This window comes from Variimorphobacter saccharofermentans (genome assembly GCF_014174405.1).
Classification (GTDB): domain Bacteria; phylum Bacillota; class Clostridia; order Lachnospirales; family Lachnospiraceae; genus Mobilitalea; species Mobilitalea saccharofermentans.
The window spans coordinates 653,994-677,012 of sequence record NZ_JACEGA010000001.1; the positions used below are offsets into that span (position 1 = coordinate 653,994).

The following is a 23,019-nucleotide window of genomic DNA, read 5'->3' on the forward strand; positions in this document are numbered from 1 at the left end:
AAGATGGACTTAGACATACAGGTGTCAAAACTGAAGCTCTTAAAAGCGAACCACACAAGCCAGCGTTACCGTCTGGAGGACAATATCGCAAAGCATTACCCGATGCAGATCACAGCTTTAAAAGAAAGGCTTGAAGGGTATCGGACGGACATTCAGACCTATGCGGCGCATAAGCCAGTGGATAAGGACGCTTTTTCCATGAAGATAGGCAACCATACCTATACGGACAAAAAGGAAGCGGGTGCGGCGTTGATTGATATGTGCCGGAGTGCCAAACAGCCAAACATGGCGGTCACAATCGGAGAATTTCAGGGATTTAAGATGAGCGTGTCCTTTGACTCGTTCTTCTCAAAGTTTACGATCAGCTTAAAAGGAAGTCTTAGCCATGAGGTGGAAATCGGAGCCGATCCGCTTGGAAATCTGCAAAGACTTTCCAATGCGTTAGAGGGAATGACCGGGAAAATGGCAGATGTGGAGCAGAAGCTTTCCAACGTGGAACATCAGCTTGAAACCGCAAAGGTGGAAGTCACAAAACCTTTTGCACAGGAGCAAGAACTGGCGGAGAAGCTAGAGCGCCTTGCAGAGTTAAATGCTCTTCTTAACATGGACGAAAAGGGCGATAATGCGTTGGATATGGGAGATGATGAGCCGGAGGACGAAACCGGAGAGCAGAGCACACAGGCACAGGAGGGCGAGTCGGACAGGGCGGAAGATATACAGGAGGTGGCTGATGAACCGTTAAAGCCTGTTGCAAGTTTTCTGATGTCGGAGCGTATCGCAGAGCATGACAAGGAGCGGATGTTAGCAGACGGTTCCAGAGGGCGGGTATCCGTTAAGGAGAAACTTGCCGAGATGAAGCAGAAAATTTCCGATCAGAAGATGCCGGAGAAACCAAAGACCAAGAGTCAGGAAGCAAGTTTATAAAGTTTTATGGAAAGAGCAGGTAGCAATCTATCTGCTTTTTCCTGTTATGTGGCTATCGTAAGCAGAGAAGATTAAGTGACGAGCAGAGGGAACAGGAAAGGTTACGGATAGAGAAAATCAATTCAAGCGATAATAATCGGGAAATATAGAGCGAATATAGAGCCGATTTTGATAATTATTTTGGTTTCGTTCCATTTCAAAAGGGTTTCGTTCCATTTAAGAGAAAAAATATATTTTTTTGCCGATAATATAAATGACAGATTATATATAAGACTTGTCAGGATTAGAGGTGTGAAATTTATGGAGGTAGCAATCGTCGATGACGAAAAAGTTATCAGGGGGCAGATAAAAAAGCTGGTTGTAAAATATGAGCCGGACTGCAATGTTATAGCCTATGAAACAGGAGAGGAACTGTTGGCAGAGGGAAAGAAGCTTGATGTGGTATTCCTTGATATTCAGATGGAGGGCATGAATGGCATTGATACCGCCAGAGCTTTGAGGGAAAAACAGGAAGATATGGTGGTTATTTTTATTACCGGGGTGAAGGAATATGTGTTTGAAGCCTTTGATGTATCGGCGTTTCATTACCTGTTAAAGCCTGTAGAAGAAAAGAAGTTTTCGGAAGTTTTTGAACGGGCAAAAAAAGAAGTGAAAAAGAGAACCACGCAGGAACAAAAAAACATTTTTATCAAGAACAGAAACCGAAGCTTTACCATTAACCGGGACAATATCCTGTATATCGAAAACCGAGGAAAAAAGGTGGAAATACATACTGGTAATGAAATCATAGAAACCTATGCTTCCATGAACGATTTGGAAAAGCAGTTAGGTGGAAATTTCTATCGCTGTCACAGGGGGTATCTTGTAAATATGGCACATATCGCAGAATATGAAAATGACAGCATAAGCTTAAATAATGGGGAGAACATCTTCATGGCGAAAGAACGTTACAACGAATTTGTGAAGGAGTATATGCGGTATCTGCGGAATGGAGGTACAGCCGGTGTATGATGTGTTAAATGTATGTTTGGATGTAATCGTTGCTTTGGGGCAGGGGTATTGTCTGCAATACTTTTTGGGAAGTTTTTTGGAAGGCAGGGGAAATGACAGGCGTAACAACGGACTGCTGGTAATGGTTGTATACGGAGTGTTAAGATTGGGTATCAACTTTATCATGTCTTCTAATTTTGAAAGCTTTAGAATCATCGGGAAGATGGCATTGTTATCTGTGGTTGTCGTTCTTTTGGCACTTCTATTTTATAAAGGAGTTTGTGCAATCACAGCCTTTCTTGTTGTTACCTATATAGCAGTAAGTGAGATTACTTTTTTTCTGTCCTATGTATTTTTACAGTTAGGTGGCAATCTGTTTGACCTCTGGGTATGGCTTTTGGAAAAGGGCTATATTACTGTTGATACTTTTGAATGGATTGTGCAGATATCTGCCACTTTTCTACAAATAATTTTTTATGGCATATTTCTTGTATTATTGTATTTTGCTTTATGGAAGATTATCAGGAGTTTTAGTGATAAGGATTATAGGATACAAAGAACAGAGATGTATTTTCTTTTAGTGCCGGGGATGGTTGGGCTGCTGATCTGTGTGCTTCTTAGAATTATCATGATAACAATAGAAAATGATATGCCGAAGCTATTATATGACAGATACCCGATTTTAACCATTATTGTTCCGGCAATTCTGATTCTGTCCCTGTTGTCTATTCTCTATGTGGTAAAGACATTTCAAAATATGATTGTATTGAACCGAGAGAAGAACAGCCGGATTATTTTGGAAAAGCAGATAGGCAGTATGCAGGAACACATGGAAGAAATGGAACACATTTATTCCGGCATACGCAGTATGAAGCATGATATGAAAAATACACTTTCCGTTATCATGCAGCTTGCAGGGAAAGAGGAAGAAGAATTACAGACATATCTGGTAGAACTGAACCAGAACTTTGACCGTCTGGAATTTCAATTTAAGACAGGAAATACAGTGGTAGATACGCTACTGAATATGAAATATCATGAGGTAATACGCACGATACCGGATATTCGAATCGATGCAGAAAGACTCCTGTTTTCAGAAAATATGAACATACAAAGCTATGACGTTGGTGTGATTATAGGAAATGCGTTAGATAATGCAATCGAAGCCTGCAAAAAATTAAAATCAGAAAAACAGGAGGCAGAAACTTTTATCCGGATTTCCACTTTCAAAAAAGGAAAAATGATTTTTATTGAGGTGGAGAACAGTTTTAACGGAAAAGTAGTGAAAAAGAAGCAGTCGGAATTTCCGGCAACGGATAAAACAGATATAAGGGAACATGGAATCGGATTTTTGAATATCAAACATACCGCAGAGAAATATCATGGGGCGGTGGACTGGTCAGTAGATGGAAAGGTATTCATTTTGTCGGTGATGATGAAGGATGAAAGGAGAACAGAAAATGAGTATTAGTGGTGTAAATGGTATTGGCGCAACTGCCTACGCTTATATGAACAGCAGTAAGAAAGCAACAGGTGAGGACAATTTTGCAAGTGAAATACAAAAGGCAGAGGAAAGACAGAGCACAACATCAACTACCTCTGCATGGGCTGGGGATATGGTTATTTCGCAGCCACCAAATTACAGTGGCTTTACATATGATAGTTCTATTTCCAATAAGACCAAAGAGGAAATGACAATGGACGAATATAAGCAATGGGTTATGAATGAAATGTCTCAAATGCCTGTGAGCGGATGGTATCGTTCCACATGTGTTGGAGGTTCACTGATTATTACAGATGAAGCATTTGAAAAGATGAAAAGTGATCCAGAATGGGAAAATACTGTTATGAATATGGTAAGAAAGATGTATTCCACAAATGGCATAATGGGTTCGAAAATGATTGGTTTTCAAGTCATTGGTGCTTCGCCGGAAGAATGTTATGGTGAAGGTATACCCGTAAAAAGTGACAGTAACCCGGATGATTTATCAGATGATGAAGAATCATGGTGGGAAAAACGACATGAAAAAATGGAAGAATTGTTAGAGGAGCAGGAAAAAGAAGCACTTAAAAGGGCACAGGCACACAGGGCACAAGCACAGGAGATTTTTCTCCAAAGTCAGTTGGAAAGCCAACAGAGATTGCAGAGCTTTTTCATGGAAAAAATGCAGAGCGAGCAGGGCGCTGTAAATATGTCGGCTTTTCAGTCAGCAAGTGTTTCTGCCTCAGCTGTATCAGCCTACGAGGATACAATAAGTACATTTAGTAAGAGCGTAATAGAAAGTCAAAAGCTTTAAACGAGGAGGTTTAAAAGTATGGATATACAGGCACTTGGAATGCTGAGTAATATAACAGCAATTGTGCAAAACAAAATGTGAGTACTATTGAAGGTGATATAAATGTAGAAAAGGATTTTTACGGAACACTTAGAGAACAGCAGATAAACTGTGTAAAAGAAGATATATATAATAAATTTCATATTGATGTGGGAGCTGCAAATGGCTATTTTGAGTGTTATATTCCAAGTGATGTGCTATATAGAATGAATACAGATACTGCATTAAGACAAAAAGTTTATGATATGCTTGCAGATTATAGCAGCGATAAATTCAAACTAACGATGCAGACACTTAATCCGCCTGTAAAAAAATGTACACTGGTTTTTGATGATAATGGTGAGGTGGTTGCCACATTAGAGCCAGATGTAGGTGAAGAGAAGGCGATTTCGGAGAGGTCAAAGAATACTGAAAAAGTAAGGATAATGAATGGGAGCGATATAAAAGCCTTATTGCAAAACGATATGCAGGAGATGATTGAAAAAATAGAAGTACAAGGAGTTATGGCAATGGAATATAAAAAGAAAAGTATTTATAGATAATGAAAAAAGAGAATGTTTGGACTCAAAAAGAGAGAGCATAGGAAATTCTGATTGACAGAGGAGTTGCAGGAACAGGTAACAGCCGGAAACGGATTTCAAATTTACAATTCAAGGAGGATAGGCTAATAAACATTAATGCAAATTACGGACAATCTCAAGGGGGTAGATTTTAATGGGAATGAATATAGTAGGTAATGTCAATGGCAGCTATAAAGCACCTAAAATAGATTTGTTTGAAATAGCAGAACAACGAGAAGTTGATCAGCAACCAGTTAAGACTGTTTCATCTATATTTGGAAAAGATACTGCAATAAAAGTGAATATTTCTAAAGAGGGATTACTAGCCTTTCACGGAAGTAAGTTACAGGGAAGTTATGACTTAAATACTCAAATAGAACAAATTGAGTATATGTCTGAACATCAGCCTGTAGTAAGTTTCACAAATAGATTGGGAATAGCATTGCAGGATAGTTATGCAGGTGTTGCATATGAAAATAGACCTTCCGTTGAGGATCAAGGAAATACTGTGTTAAATACTTTTAAGAAAATAGCAGATGAAATTGTCTCAGGATATGCTGATGGTAGTAGAGTAAGATTTGTAGAAGATAGCTCTGGTGAAGATGGTTATAGAAGATTAACGATGGAAGATGAGTTAGCTATTCTGCAAGAAGAATTTGATGAGTTTGTTGAAAGTAGATTTGGAAAAAAATATCAAGAATGGAACATCAAGCAAATCAATGCGATAAATGATATTCAAAAAACGAAACAACGTTTAGGTATTGGTGATGGTAAAGTGTATGAGCCAGAGAAAGTACCAGAGCGGTTTGCCGAAAATCTCATCAAGGAGGGAAGGACATATATAGGTGGTATATTGAAATAAGATTGGTGTGGGCATAGATTTAACGCAAACAATGACGGTAAAGTAAATGTTGTGGATGTTAACCTGAAACTTATGGAAAAAATAAGATATAGGAGAAGCAGAGTGAAACGGATTTCATATTTCATTTGACAAGGAGGTTGAAATTATGCCAAGAATTACAGATTACAGTTTTTTATTTCACAGTATGTTTGGAACAAAAAGCACAAAAGGTGCAAGTGCTATAGGCAGCTTTCAGTTGTCGCAGTTAAACAGCAGTTCTGTACAGGCGCAGTTAAGGGCGGCGGGCATTGATACGAACAGCAAGCAATATAAGGCGGCAATAAAACAGATGATGTCAAATGCAAATGGGGCAATGTATGGAAACATTCAAGGTATTAAAAATCTGATGAAAAGTTACGACAAGGATGGAGATTATATTGACCCGACGACAGGACTGGCGGGACTTCTGGTGACAGAAGAAAATGAAGGTAGCCGGAAACGTATCATTACCATTCCTGAGAGTAGCAAGGATGAGATGTTTGAACAAACAAAGGAAGAATTTCTGCGTGAAAACGGCGTACTGAATGGAGACACGACAAAACGCTCAGACGTGTATACGAATATGTATCACAAGGTACAGAAAAATGCCCGATTGGCGGCAGAATATACTATGCAGCAGTATGAGCGTGCATATCGGCAGGCGTTCTTGGATGCCACAAGAAAAGCTGATCCAAAGTGGGAGATTGGAAAGCCAGTTCCGTCTGGGGCATTAGATGGAATTACAAGGGAGTCTGTTGAAAGTACACTTGCAAATAGCGGAAGCGGTTTTGTGAAGAAATCAATAGATGTCAGTATTTAAAAACTGTAGCATTAAATAATGCTTGCGGAGCTAAGGGATAGGTGGCTTACATGGGTAAATATAAAGTATTAGATATTTTTTCTTTTTTACCTGCTAATGTGATAAGTTTAGAACAATTAGAAAAAATGTTTTTAGATAGCTTATCAGAAATATCTAATAATACAAAATTGGGTAATGAAGAAATTGTTGTTACTTGTAGTTCTCAATCTTGGTTTACTGAAAACATAAAAGAATGTGCCACAGAATTAAAGAGTGAGGGAAAGCAAGTAGCATATATCGTATGCAACGAAAAAGTAATTTCCGTTATAGGATATAGGGAAAATGAATAAGAAAAAACAAACAGCAGAGAACATACTGCTTGGCTGGATATGGGAATCATTCTTTTGAATTTCCCAGAACTTAGGCAGTACATGAAAATAATAAGGCAGGTGATGTGTATGGGAAAATGTTAGTTCTGACATTTGAAGATAATGAGGATGATATGATGAATCGCATATTATCGTTAATAAATACCAAAGAAGAAGTCATTCAGATGTCAGGTTTGAATAATCATCTGTTGAATTTCAAAGGTCTTATGATAGATGAAGTTCAACGGGTAATCATTCGGGAAAGTCAGGAGATAGAGCTTACATATACTGAGTTTGAGATTTTCAAGCTTCTTGCAAAGCATCCGGGAATAGTGTTCAGCAAGGAACAGATTTATGATATTGTCTGGAAAGAATCCTATTCCGGTGATTACAACATCGTCATGAGCCATATCCGGAATATTCGGGAGAAGATAGAGGATAACCCAAGCAAGCCAATCTATATACAGACTGTTTGGGGAGTCGGCTACCGGTTCAATAAAAATTTAATAGCATAGAAACAGGCAATTAAGAAACGAAATCTTAGTTGTCTTTTTTATTTCTAAAAAAACATTTACAGCGATAGGTGCAGAAAGGAGACAGGAGTACATTGCAGAAATCAAAACGAATACGGGCAGTAATGATAAAGGTTTATAAGTGAATATTGTAGTTATGCGAAGGCAGTCAATAATGGCTGCCTTTTGTCATGCAAAAAAATAAGCAGATGGAGGAAATACTATGGCAGACGCTAAAACAGAAAAACAGAAAGTACAGGAAATAACAGAGAAGCTGGAGCAGGGTATCAAGGAGCTTTTTGAAAGCGAGAAGTACAAGACTTATCTGAATACCATGTCAAAATTTCATAATTACAGCTTTAACAACACCATGTTAATCGCAATGCAAAAGCCTGACGCTACGTTAGTGGCCGGATTCAAGGTTTGGCAGAAGAATTTCGACAGGCATGTTAAGAAAGGGGAAAAGGGTATCCGTATCCTTGCCCCGGCACCGTATAAGATTAAGGAAGAACAGGAGAAACTTGATCCGGTAACAGGAGAGATCATGCTTGACAAGAACGGAATGCCCATTACGGAGGAAGTGGAGATTAAGATACCCGCCTTTCGTGTGGTTCCGGTCTTTGACGTGTCACAGACGGACGGAAAGGAGCTACCGGATATAGGGGTAAATGAGCTTTCGGGAAGCGTGGAGGACTATGAGGACTTCATGCAGGCACTTACGGAGGTTTCCCCGGTTCCCATTACCTATGAAGATATAGAAGGGGAAGCAAAGGGATATTTTCACACCACAGACCACCGGATTGCCATACAGGAGGGCATGAGCCAGAGCCAGACCGTAAAGACCGCTATCCATGAGGTGGCACACGCAAAGCTCCATGACAGGGAACGGAATCAGGATATAGATGCGGTCTTAGACAAAGACCGCAACACGAAGGAAGTGGAAGCGGAGAGTGTTGCCTATACGGTGTGCCAGCACTTCGGCATTGATACCTCGGATTATTCCTTTGGGTATATCGCCGGATGGAGCAGTGACCGGGATATGAAAGAACTGAAATCTTCCCTTGATACCATACGAAAGACCGCTTCGGAGCTGATCACAGGCATTGAGGACAGGTTAGCAGAGTTACAGAAGGACAGGGCAGTGGAGCAGGAACAGAATAAGGAGAGTATTCTTCTGATACAGAATGATGATCTGACAAAATACAGCCTTGTGAGTGTTGTGGGAATGGACAGACAGGAGCTTATGGACGTTCTTTCAGCCATGAGTGAGGACGATAAGCTGAGTATTCAAGCATATCTGGAGAGCAAAGGGGCATGGACAACCGAGATTGCCAACGAAGATACAAAAGAATTTGGAGAATACCACCTTGATGTCCGCTACAATACCGACACAGAGGAGCTTGTGGATATGAAAGAACAAAAGGCAATCTATGATAAGTCTATGGAGCCGATTGCCGCCGGAGATGTAGTGGTAAAATTCTCCGGTTCGATGGGAAGTGAATGGGAGATTTCCAAAATCACAAATATGTCCCCTGACGAAGTCAGAAAGCTGCTTTATGATATGGCTCAGCTTAACGAGAATGAGTGGGACGGAGATTATAATTTGTATCTGAAAGAACATGGGGCAGAAATGACTTTGATTAGTTCCAGTGCCGGACTGAATGAACACGCACCGCAGTTTTTTGATTTTTCATATGATGCAGATACAGGCGTGAGTGCATCAACGGAATTATCTGCCATACAGCAGGCAGAGAACCTTATCAACCGCATGGAGCATGGGGCAACAATCTTTACGGATGATGAGAGAAATCTGATTGTGAATTATAATTACAAACTCGATGACATGGAAAAGACAAGAGAATTGGCGGAGAAACTTGCATACATGATAGAAAATCAGCCTGTCAATGAAGCGCTTACTGTCATTGATGCACAGGCGGAGATTGATGCCCTTCCGGATGGCATGATAGGTCTTTCTGAGATGCACGAGTATGGTTATTCCTGGAATGAAATGCTGCCTTTGACAAAGGATAAGGCAATGGAGCTTTTCGGGGAAGATGTGGCTGTGTATCAGCTCCATGAGGACGGTTCCGAAACGTTCATTAAAGATTTGGAAGAATTAAAGGAGCATGAGGGCATTTTCGGCGTGGAAAAAGACGATTGGAGTGCCTATCTGGAACACCAGAGTATGAAACAGGAGTTAGAGGAAAGCCCTGCAAACAGGGAAGCACAGCTTTTGTTTGGCAGTGAGGACAGATTTGGTATTTATCAGCTCAAAGATACAGAGGAAGCAAGGGACATTCACTTTATGGGAATGGACTATCTTGAAAGCAAGGGCATTGCGGTCACAAAGGAGAATTATGACTTGCTTTATACCGCACCGTTAGAGGAAGGCACAAGCCTTGAAGATATTTACACCCGCTTTAATATAGATCGCCCGGCAGATTTTAGGGGACATTCCCTTTCTGTCAGTGATGTGGTGGTGCTTCATCAGAACGGGGAGAACACAAGCCATTATGTGGATTCCTTTGGTTACAGGGCAGTACCGGAGTTTACAAAGGAGCTTATGGCAGAGCATATAAAAGAACAGACTTCGGTCATTGATGAAACGGTGGAGAGCCTTTCGGAGATTGCACAGGAACACGCAGATGATGAACCGGACAGGGAAAATGAAATATTCCTCGTCAATTACAACGAATGGCGTGAGGTCAGTACGCTTGACTTGGAACAGAATTATTTTGCTATTGACGATCCGTATGCGGATGGGGATTTCAGACTTTTGCATTTGCAGAACCAGATCAAGGACATCACGCCTGCAGGAGTGCATTACGATACCTATGAGGAAGCTGCGGCTGCTTTATATGAAGCAGAGCGGGAAATGGCGAATATGCCTTTCAACAAGGAAAATAACATCGGTTCCTATATGGTAAACGGAAGGGCACAGCTTGAGCGCATCATGGAAGCAAGACAGCTTCAGAAGCACATGGACATTGAAAATGACAAGGTATCCTACTATGTCATTGCCGATTTAAGCACATGGGCAGAGAACAGCCCGGAAAGGAGCAAGCTGGAGCGTTTTGACAGCATTTTTGAAGCAATGGAAGCATTTCAGGCTTATCGTGGCAAGGATGCACAGTACAGTGATGACAAGGCAAGGACAACCTTTGGTGTCAGTGTGCATGGCATTGAGTTTGATGTAATCCATGTAAGGAATAACGAAAATGTCCTGTCCCTCGATTTTACCCACAGCAGCGAAGCAAAGGAAAGTAAGCACTTCATGGACGATTTGCAGATGTTGAGTGCCAGTATCGGCATCGACAAGGTAAGAGTCCACCGGGATATGACACCGGAGGAAGTGAAAGACTTTGTGAAGCGGCGTTTTGAACATCAGTTGAAACAGGGCGGTCTTGAAGATATTTCCCTTTATATGAGCCGGTTCGATACGCTCTATGAACAGGGCAAGATGGAAAAGTTAATGCCTACTGCCAACCAGAAGCATATCGAGAAAAATGTACCGATTACGGAGTGGGACAATCCGTATTTTGAGGTAAAGGAGCCGGAGCAGATGGCATTTTCCATAAAAGATAAATTTGTCAGTATACAGACCTGTACGGAGGGATATGATTATTCCGTTTTTGATGCGGATTACAAGCTGATTGACGGTGGCGTGTATGACAATCCTGATATTTCCATTTATGCGGCGTTAAAGGATGTGCTGGAGGACTTTGGATTGTCAGAACAGGATAAGCGTATTCCGGTGGATTATGATGAGCTTATGGAGAAAACAGAAGCGGTGGAGCGTGAACAGTTAAGCGAGCGTATCCGGGCGGAAGTGCCTGAAGCAGACAGTGTTGTTGCTGATTTCAAGGCAAAGACAGAGGAATTATTTAACGGGATCAACGGACAGACACAGGACGATATAGAGCAGACGGTATGGGCATATCTGCAATCCAAGATTGACGAGTATGAGATAGATGTTGAGCTTGTGGATGTGGTGGTATCCGGAAGCAGATGCAGAGGTCTGGAGAAAGCAGGCTCCGATCTGGATGTGGTTGTGGAGTATAAGGGCAGGGAGTATGAAGATGATCTGTTCAATGTTTTTAACGAGGACGGTCTTATGATTGGCGGTGTGAAGGTTGACATCAATCCTATCACAGAGGGCAAGACCGGAACACTTGCAACTTATCTTCCGGGAGTGGAGAGCTATCTTGCAGAGAAACAGGCAATGCAGAAAGCATATGCTGTGGAAGTTATACCGGAGAAAACCGTTACCTTAACGGTTGCAGAGTGCGGCGAATTTCACAGTCTGGGAGAGTTCCATGAGAATATCGCAGGAGTGGAGGAAGCAATCGCTGTGTGGAAAAGCATACCGCCGGAGCGCATGAATGGGATTCCGAGCATCGGCATCAACATACATACCGAGGGAACCGAGCGTTATGAGGACGTGGAAATGGATATTCTCTCCGGCAAGGTCATTGATCTGGAGGTCTTGGATTATGTACCGGATATAACAGACGATCCAAAAGCAATCGAGGTCATAGCGGAGCTGATTGACAAGTTACCGGACATTGAGGTGCGTGGTTCACTGGAGAAGTGGCAGGCGGCGATTCTTGCTTCGGAGATAGACCAGTTTTCCTATGATTATGATACCTATCAGTATCAGGATACGGTTGAGGACAGGGAAGCACAGGTTGCCAACATCACTGAGGACATCAGAAACGGAAATACCGGGTATCTGAATGACTTTCTCAATGCGGTCATTTCTGAAGGTGTCAGAGAGGGCATTAAGGACATTTTCGGACAGGGTGTGGAGATTGATGACAGCGAAGCGGTTCAGACTGCGAGAAGGGCAAAGGAGCTGCTTGACAAGCTGGCAGAATACAAGCCGCTTGCAAAGATTGAAGAGCTTGAAGAACAGAATTACAACATGATTGATAATGTCTTAAACAACGGAGCGGAGAAAAAGGAAAAGGAGCAGATCAAAGGCAGAATTTCCATAAAGGAGAAGCTGGCAGAGAAAAAGGCAGTCATAGAGCAGAGGGATAGGGCGGAGCGTACTTCACCGGAAAAGGAAACCGAGAAAAAATCACAGAGGGAGATGTAAGAAAATGAGTAAATTCACAGTAGAAGAAATCAATTTCATGTGTGTGTTTGAGACACAGGACAGGACGGATATGATTAGGCAGATCAGACAGGTAATGCCGCACATAAAGGACAGCGATATGGAGGAGCTTGGAGAGCAGGTGCTAGGTAAGCTCCATAATATGACCGATGAGGAATTTGCAGAAATTTCTCTGGAAGCGGCAGAAGAGATGTAGGAAAGATAGGCAGTTGGCTGTATTGCTGGCTGCCTTTTTATTTTACTCAAAATGCCGATATACATAATAAAATAGTTATAAGGAGATGCATTATGTCAAGAACATATGAAGACGTTACAAGATATGTAGAAGATCAAAGTCAAGGGAAATGTAAAGTTTTAAGTGCTAAAACAGAGCATACATTTGATGATTTGGGGCACAAAGTAAATGTGTGGAATGTAAAAACTGATAACGATGGTGATTGGTGGGTGGTTGAAGGTGATCAAAGCCCTATGAATTTGTATCCACAAGGGGCGTACTATTTTTCAGCGGATGAAGTTTACTCTTTTCATATTGGAATTATGCAGAGAATGTTTTCAACACATGACACATACAATCCGGAAGACTATGTTAAAGCAGTGACTTTAGATAATGACATTGCACCAACTCTTTTTCGTAAACTGAAAAATATTTCTGCTTTAATTGATACAGCTATAGAGATAGAAGATTTTCAGGCAATTGGGGTTCAATGTAGAGAAATACTGATTGAACTAGGGAATAGTATTTACAAACCGGAAATGGCAGGGGATGAAGAACAGCCCCAAGCATCAAATTTCAAGAAAAAAGCAGAGCTCTTTATTAAATCTTATATGTCGGGAAGCGAAAATAGTGAGTATAGAAGTATTATCAAGAAAATGACAGAAGGTACATGGGATTATGCGTGTAAAATAACACATTCACAAACAGCAACTTTTTATGAGGTATCGACATGTGTATCGTTGATAATATCGTTAGTTAACATGTATGAAAATGTAAGGCAGAAGAGTTCAGACCCGATTTCGCAATTTCAATGTCCAAATTGTAAAAGTAAGAAATTTAATGTGACTGATAGTGAACATGATGAGAATGGAGTTATCTCAAAGCTATTTTTACAATGTGAAGAGTGTGGCGAAGTCACACAGATTGATTTTATAGAAAAATAGAAAAACAAAAAATCGCACCTGCTAAACTGCAAGTGCGACACTTTTGTTAATATTACGAGTCCTACGCAGCTCCAGGACGGAACAACATATGACTCTAATAATATTATACACCATATTTGTATGAAGTCAAACAAAAAATTATTCAGATAAATCATTAGAAAATTCTTCACTTAAAAGGTTTTCATCATTATCAGAAGTAGTAAATTTCTCGCTTACAGGATAGGAGAAGTTTTTGCCCATTTTCTGAAAGCCATATTCCAGATAATGTGATTTGGGGATGAAGTTATTTTCTGTAAGATTATGTAATTTAGTGAAAAGCTCTACAAGCCATTCCTGAAATTCTGTTTCTGGTTCTTTTTGATCAAGTTCATTTTCGTAATAATGCCTCACGATACCAGCAAAAATATCGGCAAACTGCACTGCAGGGGTTACAGCAGAACTGACAAACAAGGGCATTTCTAATATGTGATGGAAAGAACGCCCAAACTTCGTTTTGAAAAGAAAACCTGTAATTGCCTCAGCAATTTTTCGGTCAGCATCCTCATGCACCTCATCAAATATCATCATTGCTTTGCCATAGTGATGATGATTACAGTAAAACTCAACCTTTTTTAACAGAAGGTAATACTGTTTCGGAAGATGATGTTCTGGAACAATAATTGGTTCATCTGGCTTGTCCATAATTACGGCAAAAATAGCGGCGTCATAAGAGGTAATGATGTCCACCATGCCTTCAACATACGCTTTATTATTTGTACGATTCTTGGTAATGGTCGCTTCACGAATAAGTTTTGTAGACTTTATTTCGTCCTGCTTTCCATAAATAGAATCTTTTAATTTGTATATCTGATTTGTAATTGGTTTAATATCATTCTCATGGATACAGACACCAAGCAGGATAGGATTTTTGGTTGAATCTGTAGGGCGAGGGTATCCACTTTCGTCTATGAATGTAAGCATGTAAATAGATTGCTCCTTTGTTAAGTAGTGAATTGATTATACTATAAAATAGGTTGACTTACTACCAATATTATAGAGATTGTTGTTTGTTTTTGGAATCTTGGGGATTAGGTATATCCCTTCCAAGATACCGATTGAGGTTTTCTTGTTTCCGTTTCAGCTCACGCACTTCCTTTTCACAATCTTTATAGGTGGATGTCAACTCACTTTTCTGCTTCATCAGTTCCTGATACTCTGCTTTCAGTTTATCGACATTCAAGCCCTTTAAGTTTATGCCCGCCTGTTCAAGCATACGTCTGGCACCGCCATAAAGAATGATCTGGCTTTCGTATCTGCGGAAATATGCGTCAGGGTTCTTGGCTTTTTTGTAGCCGATATGATAGGAGCGGTTGTTTTTGTACTGCTGTGCATATTTGATGATTTCCGCAAGGTCTTTGATGCGGTGTTCCAGTTCCACCACGCTCTGCTTTGCAGACTTTCCGGCTTCGGTTTTCACTGAAATTTTGTGTTCTAGTTCTGTAAGGGAACCGACTTCATTATAGCTCTGTGCGGCAATCTTTAAATTCTCAATGGCAGCCCACCTTTGCAGTCCCGGACTGCTCTTAAATTTCTCGTCCGAGGTGTCAATGAGCCTGCGGGCAGAGTAATCTTTTTTCGGGATTACTGCCTTTCGTTCCCCTTTCCTCTCAATGCGTTCCCGGATACGCTCCTTTGTGTATTCCTTACCCAAAGACTTCGCACTGCCACGTACAAAACGCTCTTTATCCAGAGGGCGGAATGAGATGTATTTGGCAGCTCCTTCTTCAAAAGTTTCCCCTTTAATTTCATACCCTTTGGCTCTCATTAGAAGCAGAAATTCATCGTAAGTGGAAGCCGACTTGATGCAGAAATTGATGTCCTTTCTGATCAGAGTTTTCCATGCAGAACCGTTCTGGTCGGACTGCCATTCTTTGTATTTTTTGCCACGATGCGCACCTGGAATGATGACGGAAAGATTGTGTTCCTTGCACAGCTCATCACTCAGATTCCGGATGTGGTAATAGGACTGTTTGCAGTCGTGATATTTGTTGTGTTCGATGTTGTCAGCAGCGCAAAAAATGATGTGATTATGGACGTGCCCTTTGTCAATATGAGTGGTAACAACATACGAATATTTCCCCTCTAAAAGTTTATCTGCAAGCTCCTTTCCAATGCAATGCGCTTCTTCAAAACCAACCTCTCCCGGAGCAAAAGCCTGTATCAAATGATAGGCTTTGTTGGGACTGTTTTCCCGGCAGTGGTCGAGAGTATATTTGAAGTCATAAGTTGCGGTTTCCGGAGAACAGGCATAAGAGGAAACGAACATTTTTTCATCGGTCTTTTCGGGGTTGCAGATGTAGTTTATCGCTTTATCAACGGTTGCTTTGATAGCATGGATTTTTGTGTACGCCATACCTCATTCATCAACTCCTTTACTTCGTCCATATCTTCCTTATAAATGTTTCCGGTGCTGTTTATCCGCTTGGCAATCTGGTTCAGATTTGAGCTGATACGTCCAAGCTCCGTATTGTAATTTCTTAAATAACTGTAATCCACGTCATAGACGTAGCCATACAAAATGAGCTTTCGTAAGAAAGCGGACTTACTTTTCATGCCGGATAATCTGAACTTCTCGTCCAGGATATACTGCTCGTCATCATCGAGATAAAATTGCACCGGATTGGTGCGTTTTCTGTTTGCCATTTCTTTAACTCCTTTCCAATTTTGGGTACAAAAAAACTGCTGTAAAATGTTCGATGTTTTACAACAGTTTATTTCAAAGTGTATTCGATTTTTGGATAAAGCTATCCAAGAAAAATTGTAGCAAAATTGCAGAAGAAGGTCAATGATTTTGCTGTGAAAAGTGACTCAAAAAATATAAGAGGGTTAGGGAAACTTCCCTATGGAAATTTACGGGATATGCCTGTGGCATAAAAGTAAATTTCAGCCCGTGTGTCATGACAGGGGCAGTGCTTGCTATGGTTGCTATGGTTGTTTTCGACACTCCCGGAGGGTGTGTCGGTAATATTTATTAGCAGGATATAAGATATTTTTATAATTGTGTCGATGTTAAGTTAGGACAGTATATGGTAATATAGATGTAATATTGGAGTTAGATAATTGGAGAGGGAAAAAATGAACAGCTATTATGATATAACAAATCCAGATATATCGTTTGATTGGTTACATGAAGTATTGCATATGAAACAAGGTGGTCTGATTGATGAATATTGTTTGGAATGTCATAATGATTTTGATAGATTTTATGAAAAGTTTTTGCCGGAAATAAATGAAATAGATATAGAAAGTTTGGAAATTGTAGCATTTCAAGTGACAAGCAATGATAACGGATGTGCGGATATTAAAAAACATGGGTTGCGAAACTTGCAATGGGTTCTGAGTAATGAAACGAGTTTAAGTAGATTTTTAAAGCAACGGGGGATTAGTTTTGATATTGAGAAAAAACTGATGCACATTTTGGGTAAAGAGTATGATGTAGATTATGAGAAATATAAGGACTTAGATTGCATTACGAGAAGAAATGGGTGTCTACATAAGATAGGACACAAGTTGTTTTATGATTTTCAAATCAATGCGTTTTTGTTTTGCAAAGATATATATGTGGTGCTAGAATATAAATGGTACAAGTTAGACATGGAAATTCCTTAACATAGAAGTATAATAGAATAAATGGAGGAATGAACATGGCTATACAGTACACAGAGGAATTCAAAATCAATGCAGTAAAATACTGGAATGATCATCAGGATTTAGGCATCGGAAAGTGCGCAAAGAACTTAGGAATCAGTAAAAGTGCTCTTTCTAATTGGGGGAAAGCCTATACAATTAATGACGGCACGATCCCTACAAGAGGGCGTGGTAATTTCGAAAGCGACGATGCTAAGGAAATAGCTAGACTACGTAAAGAGTTACGTGATACTCAAGATGCACTTGATATATTAAAAAAAGCAATCGGCATACTGGGAAAATGACCGAAGCTCTGTTTCTGGAAGCTGCTATAAAAGAAGAGCAGCTTCTAGAGCAGGGAAAACGCCGGCTGAATGTCTCTGGTGTGCTGAAAATATTAGGCGTTTCAAGAAGCGGATATCTGAGCTGGAAAAAACGGCTTCCATCTAAAAGAGAGAAAAGAAAACGTATCATTAAAGAGCGGATTATCGATATCTATAAGGACTCCCATCAAAATTATGGTGCGCCAAAGATAACCGAATGTTTAAGGAAAGAAGGAGAAATCATTGCTGAAAAAACCGTAGGTAATTACATGCGTGAGCTTGGAATAAAAGCGCAGTACGTAAAACCTTATACAGTGACAACAATAAATTCAGATTTCAGCAATGAGTTAAAAAATATACTAGAGGAGCAATTTAATCCCCAAAAACCGGATGCTGTTTGGTGTTCAGATATTACATATATTTGGACATATGAAGGCTTTGTATATCTTACTAGTATCATGGATCTATATTCTCGAAAAATAATTGCTTGGACCTTGAGCAATACACTGGAAGCCAGATGGGTAATTGAGACAGTAAATAAGGCTAAAAAAGCGAGAAATGTAAGTGCCCCGTTAATCTTACATAGTGATCGAGGTATACAGTATGTAAGCACCGAATATATAAAAGCAACAATAGGCATATGCCGAAGTTACTCTAAAAAGGCATATCCGTGGGATAATGCGTGCATAGAAGCCTTTCATGCATTAATAAAAAGAGAATGGTTGAATCGATTTAAGATATACGATTATAACCAAGCATATCGTCTGGTATTCCAGTATATTGATACCTTTTACAATACAATTAGAATACACAGCCATTGTGGATATCTTTCACCTAATGAATACGAATCCAGTTACTGGGATAAACTGAATAAAATGGAACGAAAGGAAGCAAGATATGAAGCATGTTAATAGAAAAGTTCACGTTTAACTTGTACTTTTTCTTGACATAGTACCAAAGGCAGCTAGCGGGATTAAAAAAATGCTAGATATAAAAAAAGCTAACATAGATAAGCTTAAGGCGGAAGTGTCGGAAAAGGGTAAGAACATTACAAGTGTTCAACCTGCCATAGATGAAATAAACAAATCTTTGAAGGCATATGGTTTTACGAATTTTACTATACAACCTGCAAAGGACAAAGAAAACCATTATTGTATAGAGCGTGACGATGGAACAATGGCGACAAACACACTTAGTGAGGGTGAAGAGACATTTTTGTCATTTTTGTATTTTATGCAGCAATCGAAGGGATCAACTGATCCGAATCATGTTGCAGATAAAAAAATAATTGTTTTGGATGATCCGATTAGTAGCCTTGATAGCACAATACTATATATTGTGGGTGCAATGGTAAAAGAATTGTCTAAAAATATACGCGATGGTATTGGAGATGTTACTCAGCTGTTTGTATTAACGCATAATGTTTTCTTTCATAAAGAAGCATCCTTTATAGATGGTCAGACTAAGAAAGTGAAAGACGTGAATTATTGGATGATTCGTAAAGATAATGGTATTTCCGTAATTACTTCTTATGGAATGGATAATCCTATTTCAACCTCTTATGAGCTTCTTTGGAAAGAACTCAGGGATAATGATAATCTTACTATGATTTCAATTCAAAATACGATGAGAAGAATTATAGAAAACTACTATGGTATGTTGGGAAATAAAAAAACGAATACTTAGAAAACTATTTTAGTGAACCTGAGGAAAGGATGATAGCCAGATCGCTAGTTGCATGGATAAACGATGGCTCTCACAGTATTCCGGATGATTTATATATAGATTCTTATACAGATGCGGTACCAAAATATAAGGAAGTCTTTAGGGAGATGTTTTATAAAAGCGGACATAAGGCTCACTATAACATGATGATGGGGATTGAAGATACTGCTGAAATCGAACAAGTATAAAGGCGAAGAACTTATAAGAATAATATCAGGGATGGGCTGATTTATGGGACTTTTTGACCGACTTTTCGGATACAGAATAGTACAACAGAATACAAAACGGAAGAGTCCTATGACTGAGCAGGACCGACCGAAAAATGAAAATGCCATACGTATATTGGAATGCGGTAAGTATATCGAGACTTTACTGAATGCTGACAGATATATAGCAAGGAGTGAATACTCCAAACAGATATCAGACTTTTCTTCAGATATAGAGTTCTTTTCTGTTCTTAAACAGAGTGGCATGTTTGATGATTTCTGCAAGAAGAATAATCTGAGTCCTAGCAGGATAAATGGCATCATGGATTCATATGGAAATATTCAGGAACTCATTGATGAGCATAATGATAAGTTCGTATCTGAATCTATGATTAAAGAGAAGGACTATCTTGATAATATTCTGAAGCAAGTGGATCCGAATATAGTACTTGATGAGGATCAACGCCGAGTTGTTCTTACAGATGAGGATTACTGCCTTGTAATCGCTGGAGCCGGAGCTGGAAAAACAACTACCGTTGCCGCAAAAGTTAAGTATTTGGTGGATAAGAAGGGAATAGATCCTTCTCAGATTCTTGTGGTTTCATTTACCAATAAGGCAGTAAACGAACTGAAGGATCGTATTCAAAAGGAACTTGATATTCCATGCCCGATAGCTACTTTCCATTCTACCGGAAATGCGATCATTCATAAGAACAGTCCGGATGAAAAGCTCAATATAGTTGATCAATCCAAGTTGTATTTTGTTATTCGTGATTATTTTCGCAATTCCATTATGAGAAATGAGAGCGCAGTAAATAATCTCATTATGCTTTTTGCTTCTTATTTCGATGCCCCTTATGAGGGATCGGATCTGAACGCTTTCTTCAATAATATTGCAAAAGCGAATTTCTCTACCATGCGTGGTGATCTGGAAGATTTCAAGCGTGAGGTTATTGATACACGTACTAAGAAGTCAGTAACAATCCAGAATGAAGTTCTTAGATCATATCAGGAAGTTGAGATTGCCAATTTCCTGTATCTCAACAATATTGATTACGAATATGAGCCGATTTACAAGTATGATATTGAGTTTTCACGCAAACCATACACCCCTGATTTTATAATTTATCAGGGAGAAAAGAGTGCTTATTTGGAGCACTTTGGAATAACTGAATCCGGCGAGAATGATAGATTTACACCGGAGGAGATCGAGAGATATAAGAAAGCCGTGAGAGACAAGTGCATTCTGCATAAGGAGCACGGCACAACACTGATATATACATTCTCCGCATATAACGATGGACGTTCGTTGTTGGATCATCTGAAAGAAAACCTTGAGGCAAAAGGTTTCGAATTGAAGCCTAGGTCTAATAAGGAAGTAATGGAGATGCTTGTTGCCGGGGAAGAGAATAGGTATATCCGTAAACTTATTAATCTCATCTGTCGGTTTATTTCGAATTTCAAGGTGAATGCATATCAGGCTGATGATTTTAGCCGTATGTATCACTCTACCCAGAATGTGAGAAGCAGATTGTTCTTGAGTATCTGCAATGACTGCTACCTGGAATATGAGCGCTGGCTGAAGGAAAACAAGGCTGTTGATTTTGAGGATATGATCAACGAGTCCGCACGTCTTCTTCGTGAAGTGAAGGAGATGAAGAAAAAACTGGACTTCAAATACATAATCGTTGATGAGTACCAGGATATTTCCAGACAGAGATTTGATCTTACAAAAGAACTGTCAGAAGTAACAGATGCCAAGATCATTGCAGTTGGTGATGACTGGCAGTCTATCTATGCATTTAGCGGATCTGATATTACTCTGTTCACAAAGTTTGAAGAGAAAATGGGATATGCGAAGATGCTGAAGATCGTCAGAACATATCGCAATTCCCAGGAAGTAATCGATATAGCAGGGAACTTCATTCAGAGAAATAAAGAGCAGATCAATAAGCAGCTTATTTCGCCGAAGCATATCGACGATCCGGTTCTTATCTATACATATGATGGTACGAGAAAAGCTTATAACGGAAACAGGAAGAGCGGTGGAAATTACGAAATGGCCCGCTCTATTGAGACTGTATTGACGGATCTTTTGAATTATAAGAAAGCAGAAGGGAAAGATCCGGGATCTATTCTGCTTCTGGGCAGATATGGGTTTGATGGAGATCATCTGGAAAGAACGGGTCTGTTTGAATATATTAACCGGACAAATAAAGTCAGAAGTGTAAAGTATCCACAGCTTGATATCACATTTATGACAGCACATTCTTCAAAGGGACTGGGATATGATGATGTAATAGTCATAAACGGCAAAAATGAAACATATGGCTTCCCGACAAAAGTTGAAGATGATCCGGTGCTTTCGTTGGTTATAAAAGGGGATCGGTCTATAGATTATGCAGAAGAACGTAGACTCTTTTATGTTGCAATGACCAGGACCAAAAACAGGGTATTCTTTGTGGCTCCTGAAGCCAATCCTTCTGAATTTTTGCTTGAATTAAAGCAGTCATATAAAAATGTGAAGCTTCTTGGTGACTGGAATGAGGAGGAGCCTGTCAGCATAGCCAAGAAGCCGTGTCCGTTGTGCGGATATCCAATGCAGTTTAAGTATAAGAGATCATATGGTCTTAGATTGTATATCTGTACGAATGAGCCGGAAATCTGCGGTTTTATGACTAACAATTACCAGGCTGGAAAACTTTCAATACAGAAGTGTGATAAATGCAGGGATGGATACTTGATCGTCAAACAAGGTCGAGATAAGGATTTCTTCCTTGGATGTACAAATTATAAGCAAAATGGAACAGGGTGTAGCCGGATGATAAGCAAGCAGGCCTATTATTCGCAGATGGGATATAAGATGGAAGCGCCTGCACCTGAGCGCCTGATGGCATACACATCTAACATAAACAATGTTGTGAATAGTGATAAGAATACTGCACCGAATAATAACAGCATTCAAGAAGCTGATGTCAAAGTGGATCAGGAATCTAAAGCAACACAGGAAGTTGTTAAGTGGAATGCCAAGGATGATGATTATGTTGAGATAATTCGAGCTGAAGTTAATCCGGTTCTCTATGGTGAACTGGATCTGAATGACGTTGTATTCAATATTGTTAAGGCTTTGCAAAATGTTAGCAGGATTAAATTCTATGGTATGACAGTATTTTGCGAGGTCCTATGTGGTGAGGAGAACAAACGGATCCAGGACAATAAGCTGGATAAGATTCCGGAGTATGGAATCTATAAGACGCTTTCAGGAGATGCAGTAAGAACCGTAGTCGACTGGATGATTTCGGAACACTATATTCTAAAAACCAAGGGAAAGTATCCCGTTCTCCATTCAACTTATGAGGGATTGCATTATTCAGAGAGTATTACAGAGGGTAAGCTTAAAAAGCTAAAGAAACAACTGGAAGGGAATAAGATACCGTTTGATATGTAACGGCA

General features: G+C 39.8%; 21 protein-coding genes. 18 read left to right on the forward strand and 3 right to left on the reverse strand.

Annotation, left to right across the window (positions count from 1 at the left end):
• The first annotated feature begins 3 nt into the window (after nt 1-3).
• The 12 genes from H0486_RS18735 to H0486_RS02970 all read left to right on the forward strand — a co-directional run bounded on the left by H0486_RS18735 (nt 4) and on the right by H0486_RS02970 (nt 13,646).
• The gene (locus H0486_RS18735; RefSeq protein WP_228351574.1) at nt 4-924 is read left to right on the forward strand and encodes a helicase; all 921 of its coding nucleotides are present in this window, start codon (nt 4-6) and stop codon (nt 922-924) included.
• Nucleotides 925-1,224: 300 nt separating this feature from the next.
• Entirely contained in the window at nt 1,225-1,935 is a 711-nt protein-coding gene (locus H0486_RS02920) for a LytR/AlgR family response regulator transcription factor (protein WP_228351575.1), read from the forward strand.
• Nucleotides 1,928-3,385: a sensor histidine kinase gene (locus H0486_RS02925; protein ID WP_228351576.1), complete on the forward strand. Its 1,458-nt coding sequence runs from the start codon at nt 1,928-1,930 to the stop codon at nt 3,383-3,385. Before H0486_RS02920 ends, H0486_RS02925 begins: the two co-directional genes overlap by 8 nt.
• Entirely contained in the window at nt 3,375-4,211 is an 837-nt protein-coding gene (locus tag H0486_RS02930; protein ID WP_228351577.1) for a hypothetical protein, read from the forward strand. The genes H0486_RS02925 and H0486_RS02930 overlap by 11 nt, the downstream gene beginning before the upstream one ends.
• A 77-nt stretch (nt 4,212-4,288) precedes the next feature.
• On the forward strand, nt 4,289-4,792 hold the full coding sequence (locus H0486_RS02935; RefSeq protein ID WP_228351578.1) for a hypothetical protein: 504 nt from the start codon (nt 4,289-4,291) through the stop codon (nt 4,790-4,792).
• A gap of 172 nt (nt 4,793-4,964) precedes the next feature.
• Nucleotides 4,965-5,672, forward strand: a complete 708-nt coding sequence (locus tag H0486_RS02940) for a hypothetical protein (RefSeq protein WP_228351579.1) — start codon at nt 4,965-4,967, stop codon at nt 5,670-5,672.
• 145 nt (nt 5,673-5,817) lie between these two features.
• Nucleotides 5,818-6,510, forward strand: coding sequence for a DUF3879 family protein (locus tag H0486_RS02945; RefSeq protein WP_228351580.1), 693 nt, complete (start codon nt 5,818-5,820; stop codon nt 6,508-6,510).
• Nucleotides 6,511-6,560: 50 nt separating this feature from the next.
• Nucleotides 6,561-6,839: a hypothetical protein gene (locus H0486_RS02950; RefSeq protein ID WP_006859250.1), complete on the forward strand. Its 279-nt coding sequence runs from the start codon at nt 6,561-6,563 to the stop codon at nt 6,837-6,839.
• A gap of 104 nt (nt 6,840-6,943) precedes the next feature.
• Nucleotides 6,944-7,372, forward strand: coding sequence for a winged helix-turn-helix domain-containing protein (locus H0486_RS02955; RefSeq protein ID WP_330594419.1), 429 nt, complete (start codon nt 6,944-6,946; stop codon nt 7,370-7,372).
• A gap of 220 nt (nt 7,373-7,592) precedes the next feature.
• Nucleotides 7,593-12,470: a YodL domain-containing protein gene (locus H0486_RS02960; protein WP_228351581.1), complete on the forward strand. Its 4,878-nt coding sequence runs from the start codon at nt 7,593-7,595 to the stop codon at nt 12,468-12,470.
• Between the two features lie 4 nt (nt 12,471-12,474).
• A complete protein-coding gene (locus H0486_RS02965) occupies nt 12,475-12,684 on the forward strand; it encodes a transposon-transfer assisting family protein (RefSeq protein ID WP_228351582.1) in 210 nt (69 codons plus the stop codon).
• Between the two features lie 92 nt (nt 12,685-12,776).
• Nucleotides 12,777-13,646 carry a TFIIB-type zinc ribbon-containing protein gene (locus H0486_RS02970; RefSeq protein ID WP_228351583.1) on the forward strand — a complete coding sequence of 290 codons (870 nt, stop codon included), beginning with the start codon at nt 12,777-12,779 and terminating at the stop codon, nt 13,644-13,646.
• A 138-nt stretch (nt 13,647-13,784) separates the two neighbouring features.
• Here the strand turns inward: H0486_RS02970 and H0486_RS02975 are convergent, their stop codons facing one another.
• The 3 genes from H0486_RS02975 to H0486_RS02985 all read right to left on the reverse strand — a co-directional run bounded on the left by H0486_RS02975 (nt 13,785) and on the right by H0486_RS02985 (nt 16,328).
• Nucleotides 13,785-14,606 carry a DUF3800 domain-containing protein gene (locus H0486_RS02975; RefSeq protein ID WP_228351584.1) on the reverse strand — a complete coding sequence of 274 codons (822 nt, stop codon included), beginning with the start codon at nt 14,604-14,606 and terminating at the stop codon, nt 13,785-13,787.
• A gap of 70 nt (nt 14,607-14,676) precedes the next feature.
• Nucleotides 14,677-16,038, reverse strand: coding sequence for a relaxase/mobilization nuclease domain-containing protein (locus tag H0486_RS02980; RefSeq protein WP_228351585.1), 1,362 nt, complete (start codon nt 16,036-16,038; stop codon nt 14,677-14,679).
• Complete coding sequence (locus tag H0486_RS02985) at nt 15,987-16,328, reverse strand: MobC family plasmid mobilization relaxosome protein (protein WP_228351586.1); 342 nt, start codon at nt 16,326-16,328, stop codon at nt 15,987-15,989. The genes H0486_RS02980 and H0486_RS02985 overlap by 52 nt, the downstream gene beginning before the upstream one ends.
• A 432-nt stretch (nt 16,329-16,760) precedes the next feature.
• Here H0486_RS02985 and H0486_RS02990 point away from each other — a divergent pair, with 432 nt between their 5' ends.
• From H0486_RS02990 to H0486_RS03015, 6 genes are all read left to right on the forward strand, one after another.
• The gene (locus H0486_RS02990) at nt 16,761-17,294 is read left to right on the forward strand and encodes a hypothetical protein (RefSeq protein ID WP_228351587.1); all 534 of its coding nucleotides are present in this window, start codon (nt 16,761-16,763) and stop codon (nt 17,292-17,294) included.
• A gap of 35 nt (nt 17,295-17,329) precedes the next feature.
• Entirely contained in the window at nt 17,330-17,617 is a 288-nt protein-coding gene (locus H0486_RS02995; RefSeq protein WP_178377794.1) for a transposase, read from the forward strand.
• On the forward strand, nt 17,614-18,546 hold the full coding sequence (locus tag H0486_RS03000) for an IS3 family transposase (protein ID WP_074365492.1): 933 nt from the start codon (nt 17,614-17,616) through the stop codon (nt 18,544-18,546). Before H0486_RS02995 ends, H0486_RS03000 begins: the two co-directional genes overlap by 4 nt.
• A gap of 61 nt (nt 18,547-18,607) precedes the next feature.
• Nucleotides 18,608-19,321, forward strand: a complete 714-nt coding sequence (locus H0486_RS03005; protein ID WP_228354350.1) for an AAA family ATPase — start codon at nt 18,608-18,610, stop codon at nt 19,319-19,321.
• 29 nt (nt 19,322-19,350) lie between these two features.
• Complete coding sequence (locus H0486_RS03010; protein ID WP_228351588.1) at nt 19,351-19,548, forward strand: hypothetical protein; 198 nt, start codon at nt 19,351-19,353, stop codon at nt 19,546-19,548.
• 43 nt (nt 19,549-19,591) lie between these two features.
• Nucleotides 19,592-23,014 (forward strand): UvrD-helicase domain-containing protein, encoded by a 3,423-nt coding sequence (locus tag H0486_RS03015; protein ID WP_228351589.1) that lies wholly within the window; start codon nt 19,592-19,594, stop codon nt 23,012-23,014.
• Nucleotides 23,015-23,019: the final 5 nt, after the last annotated feature.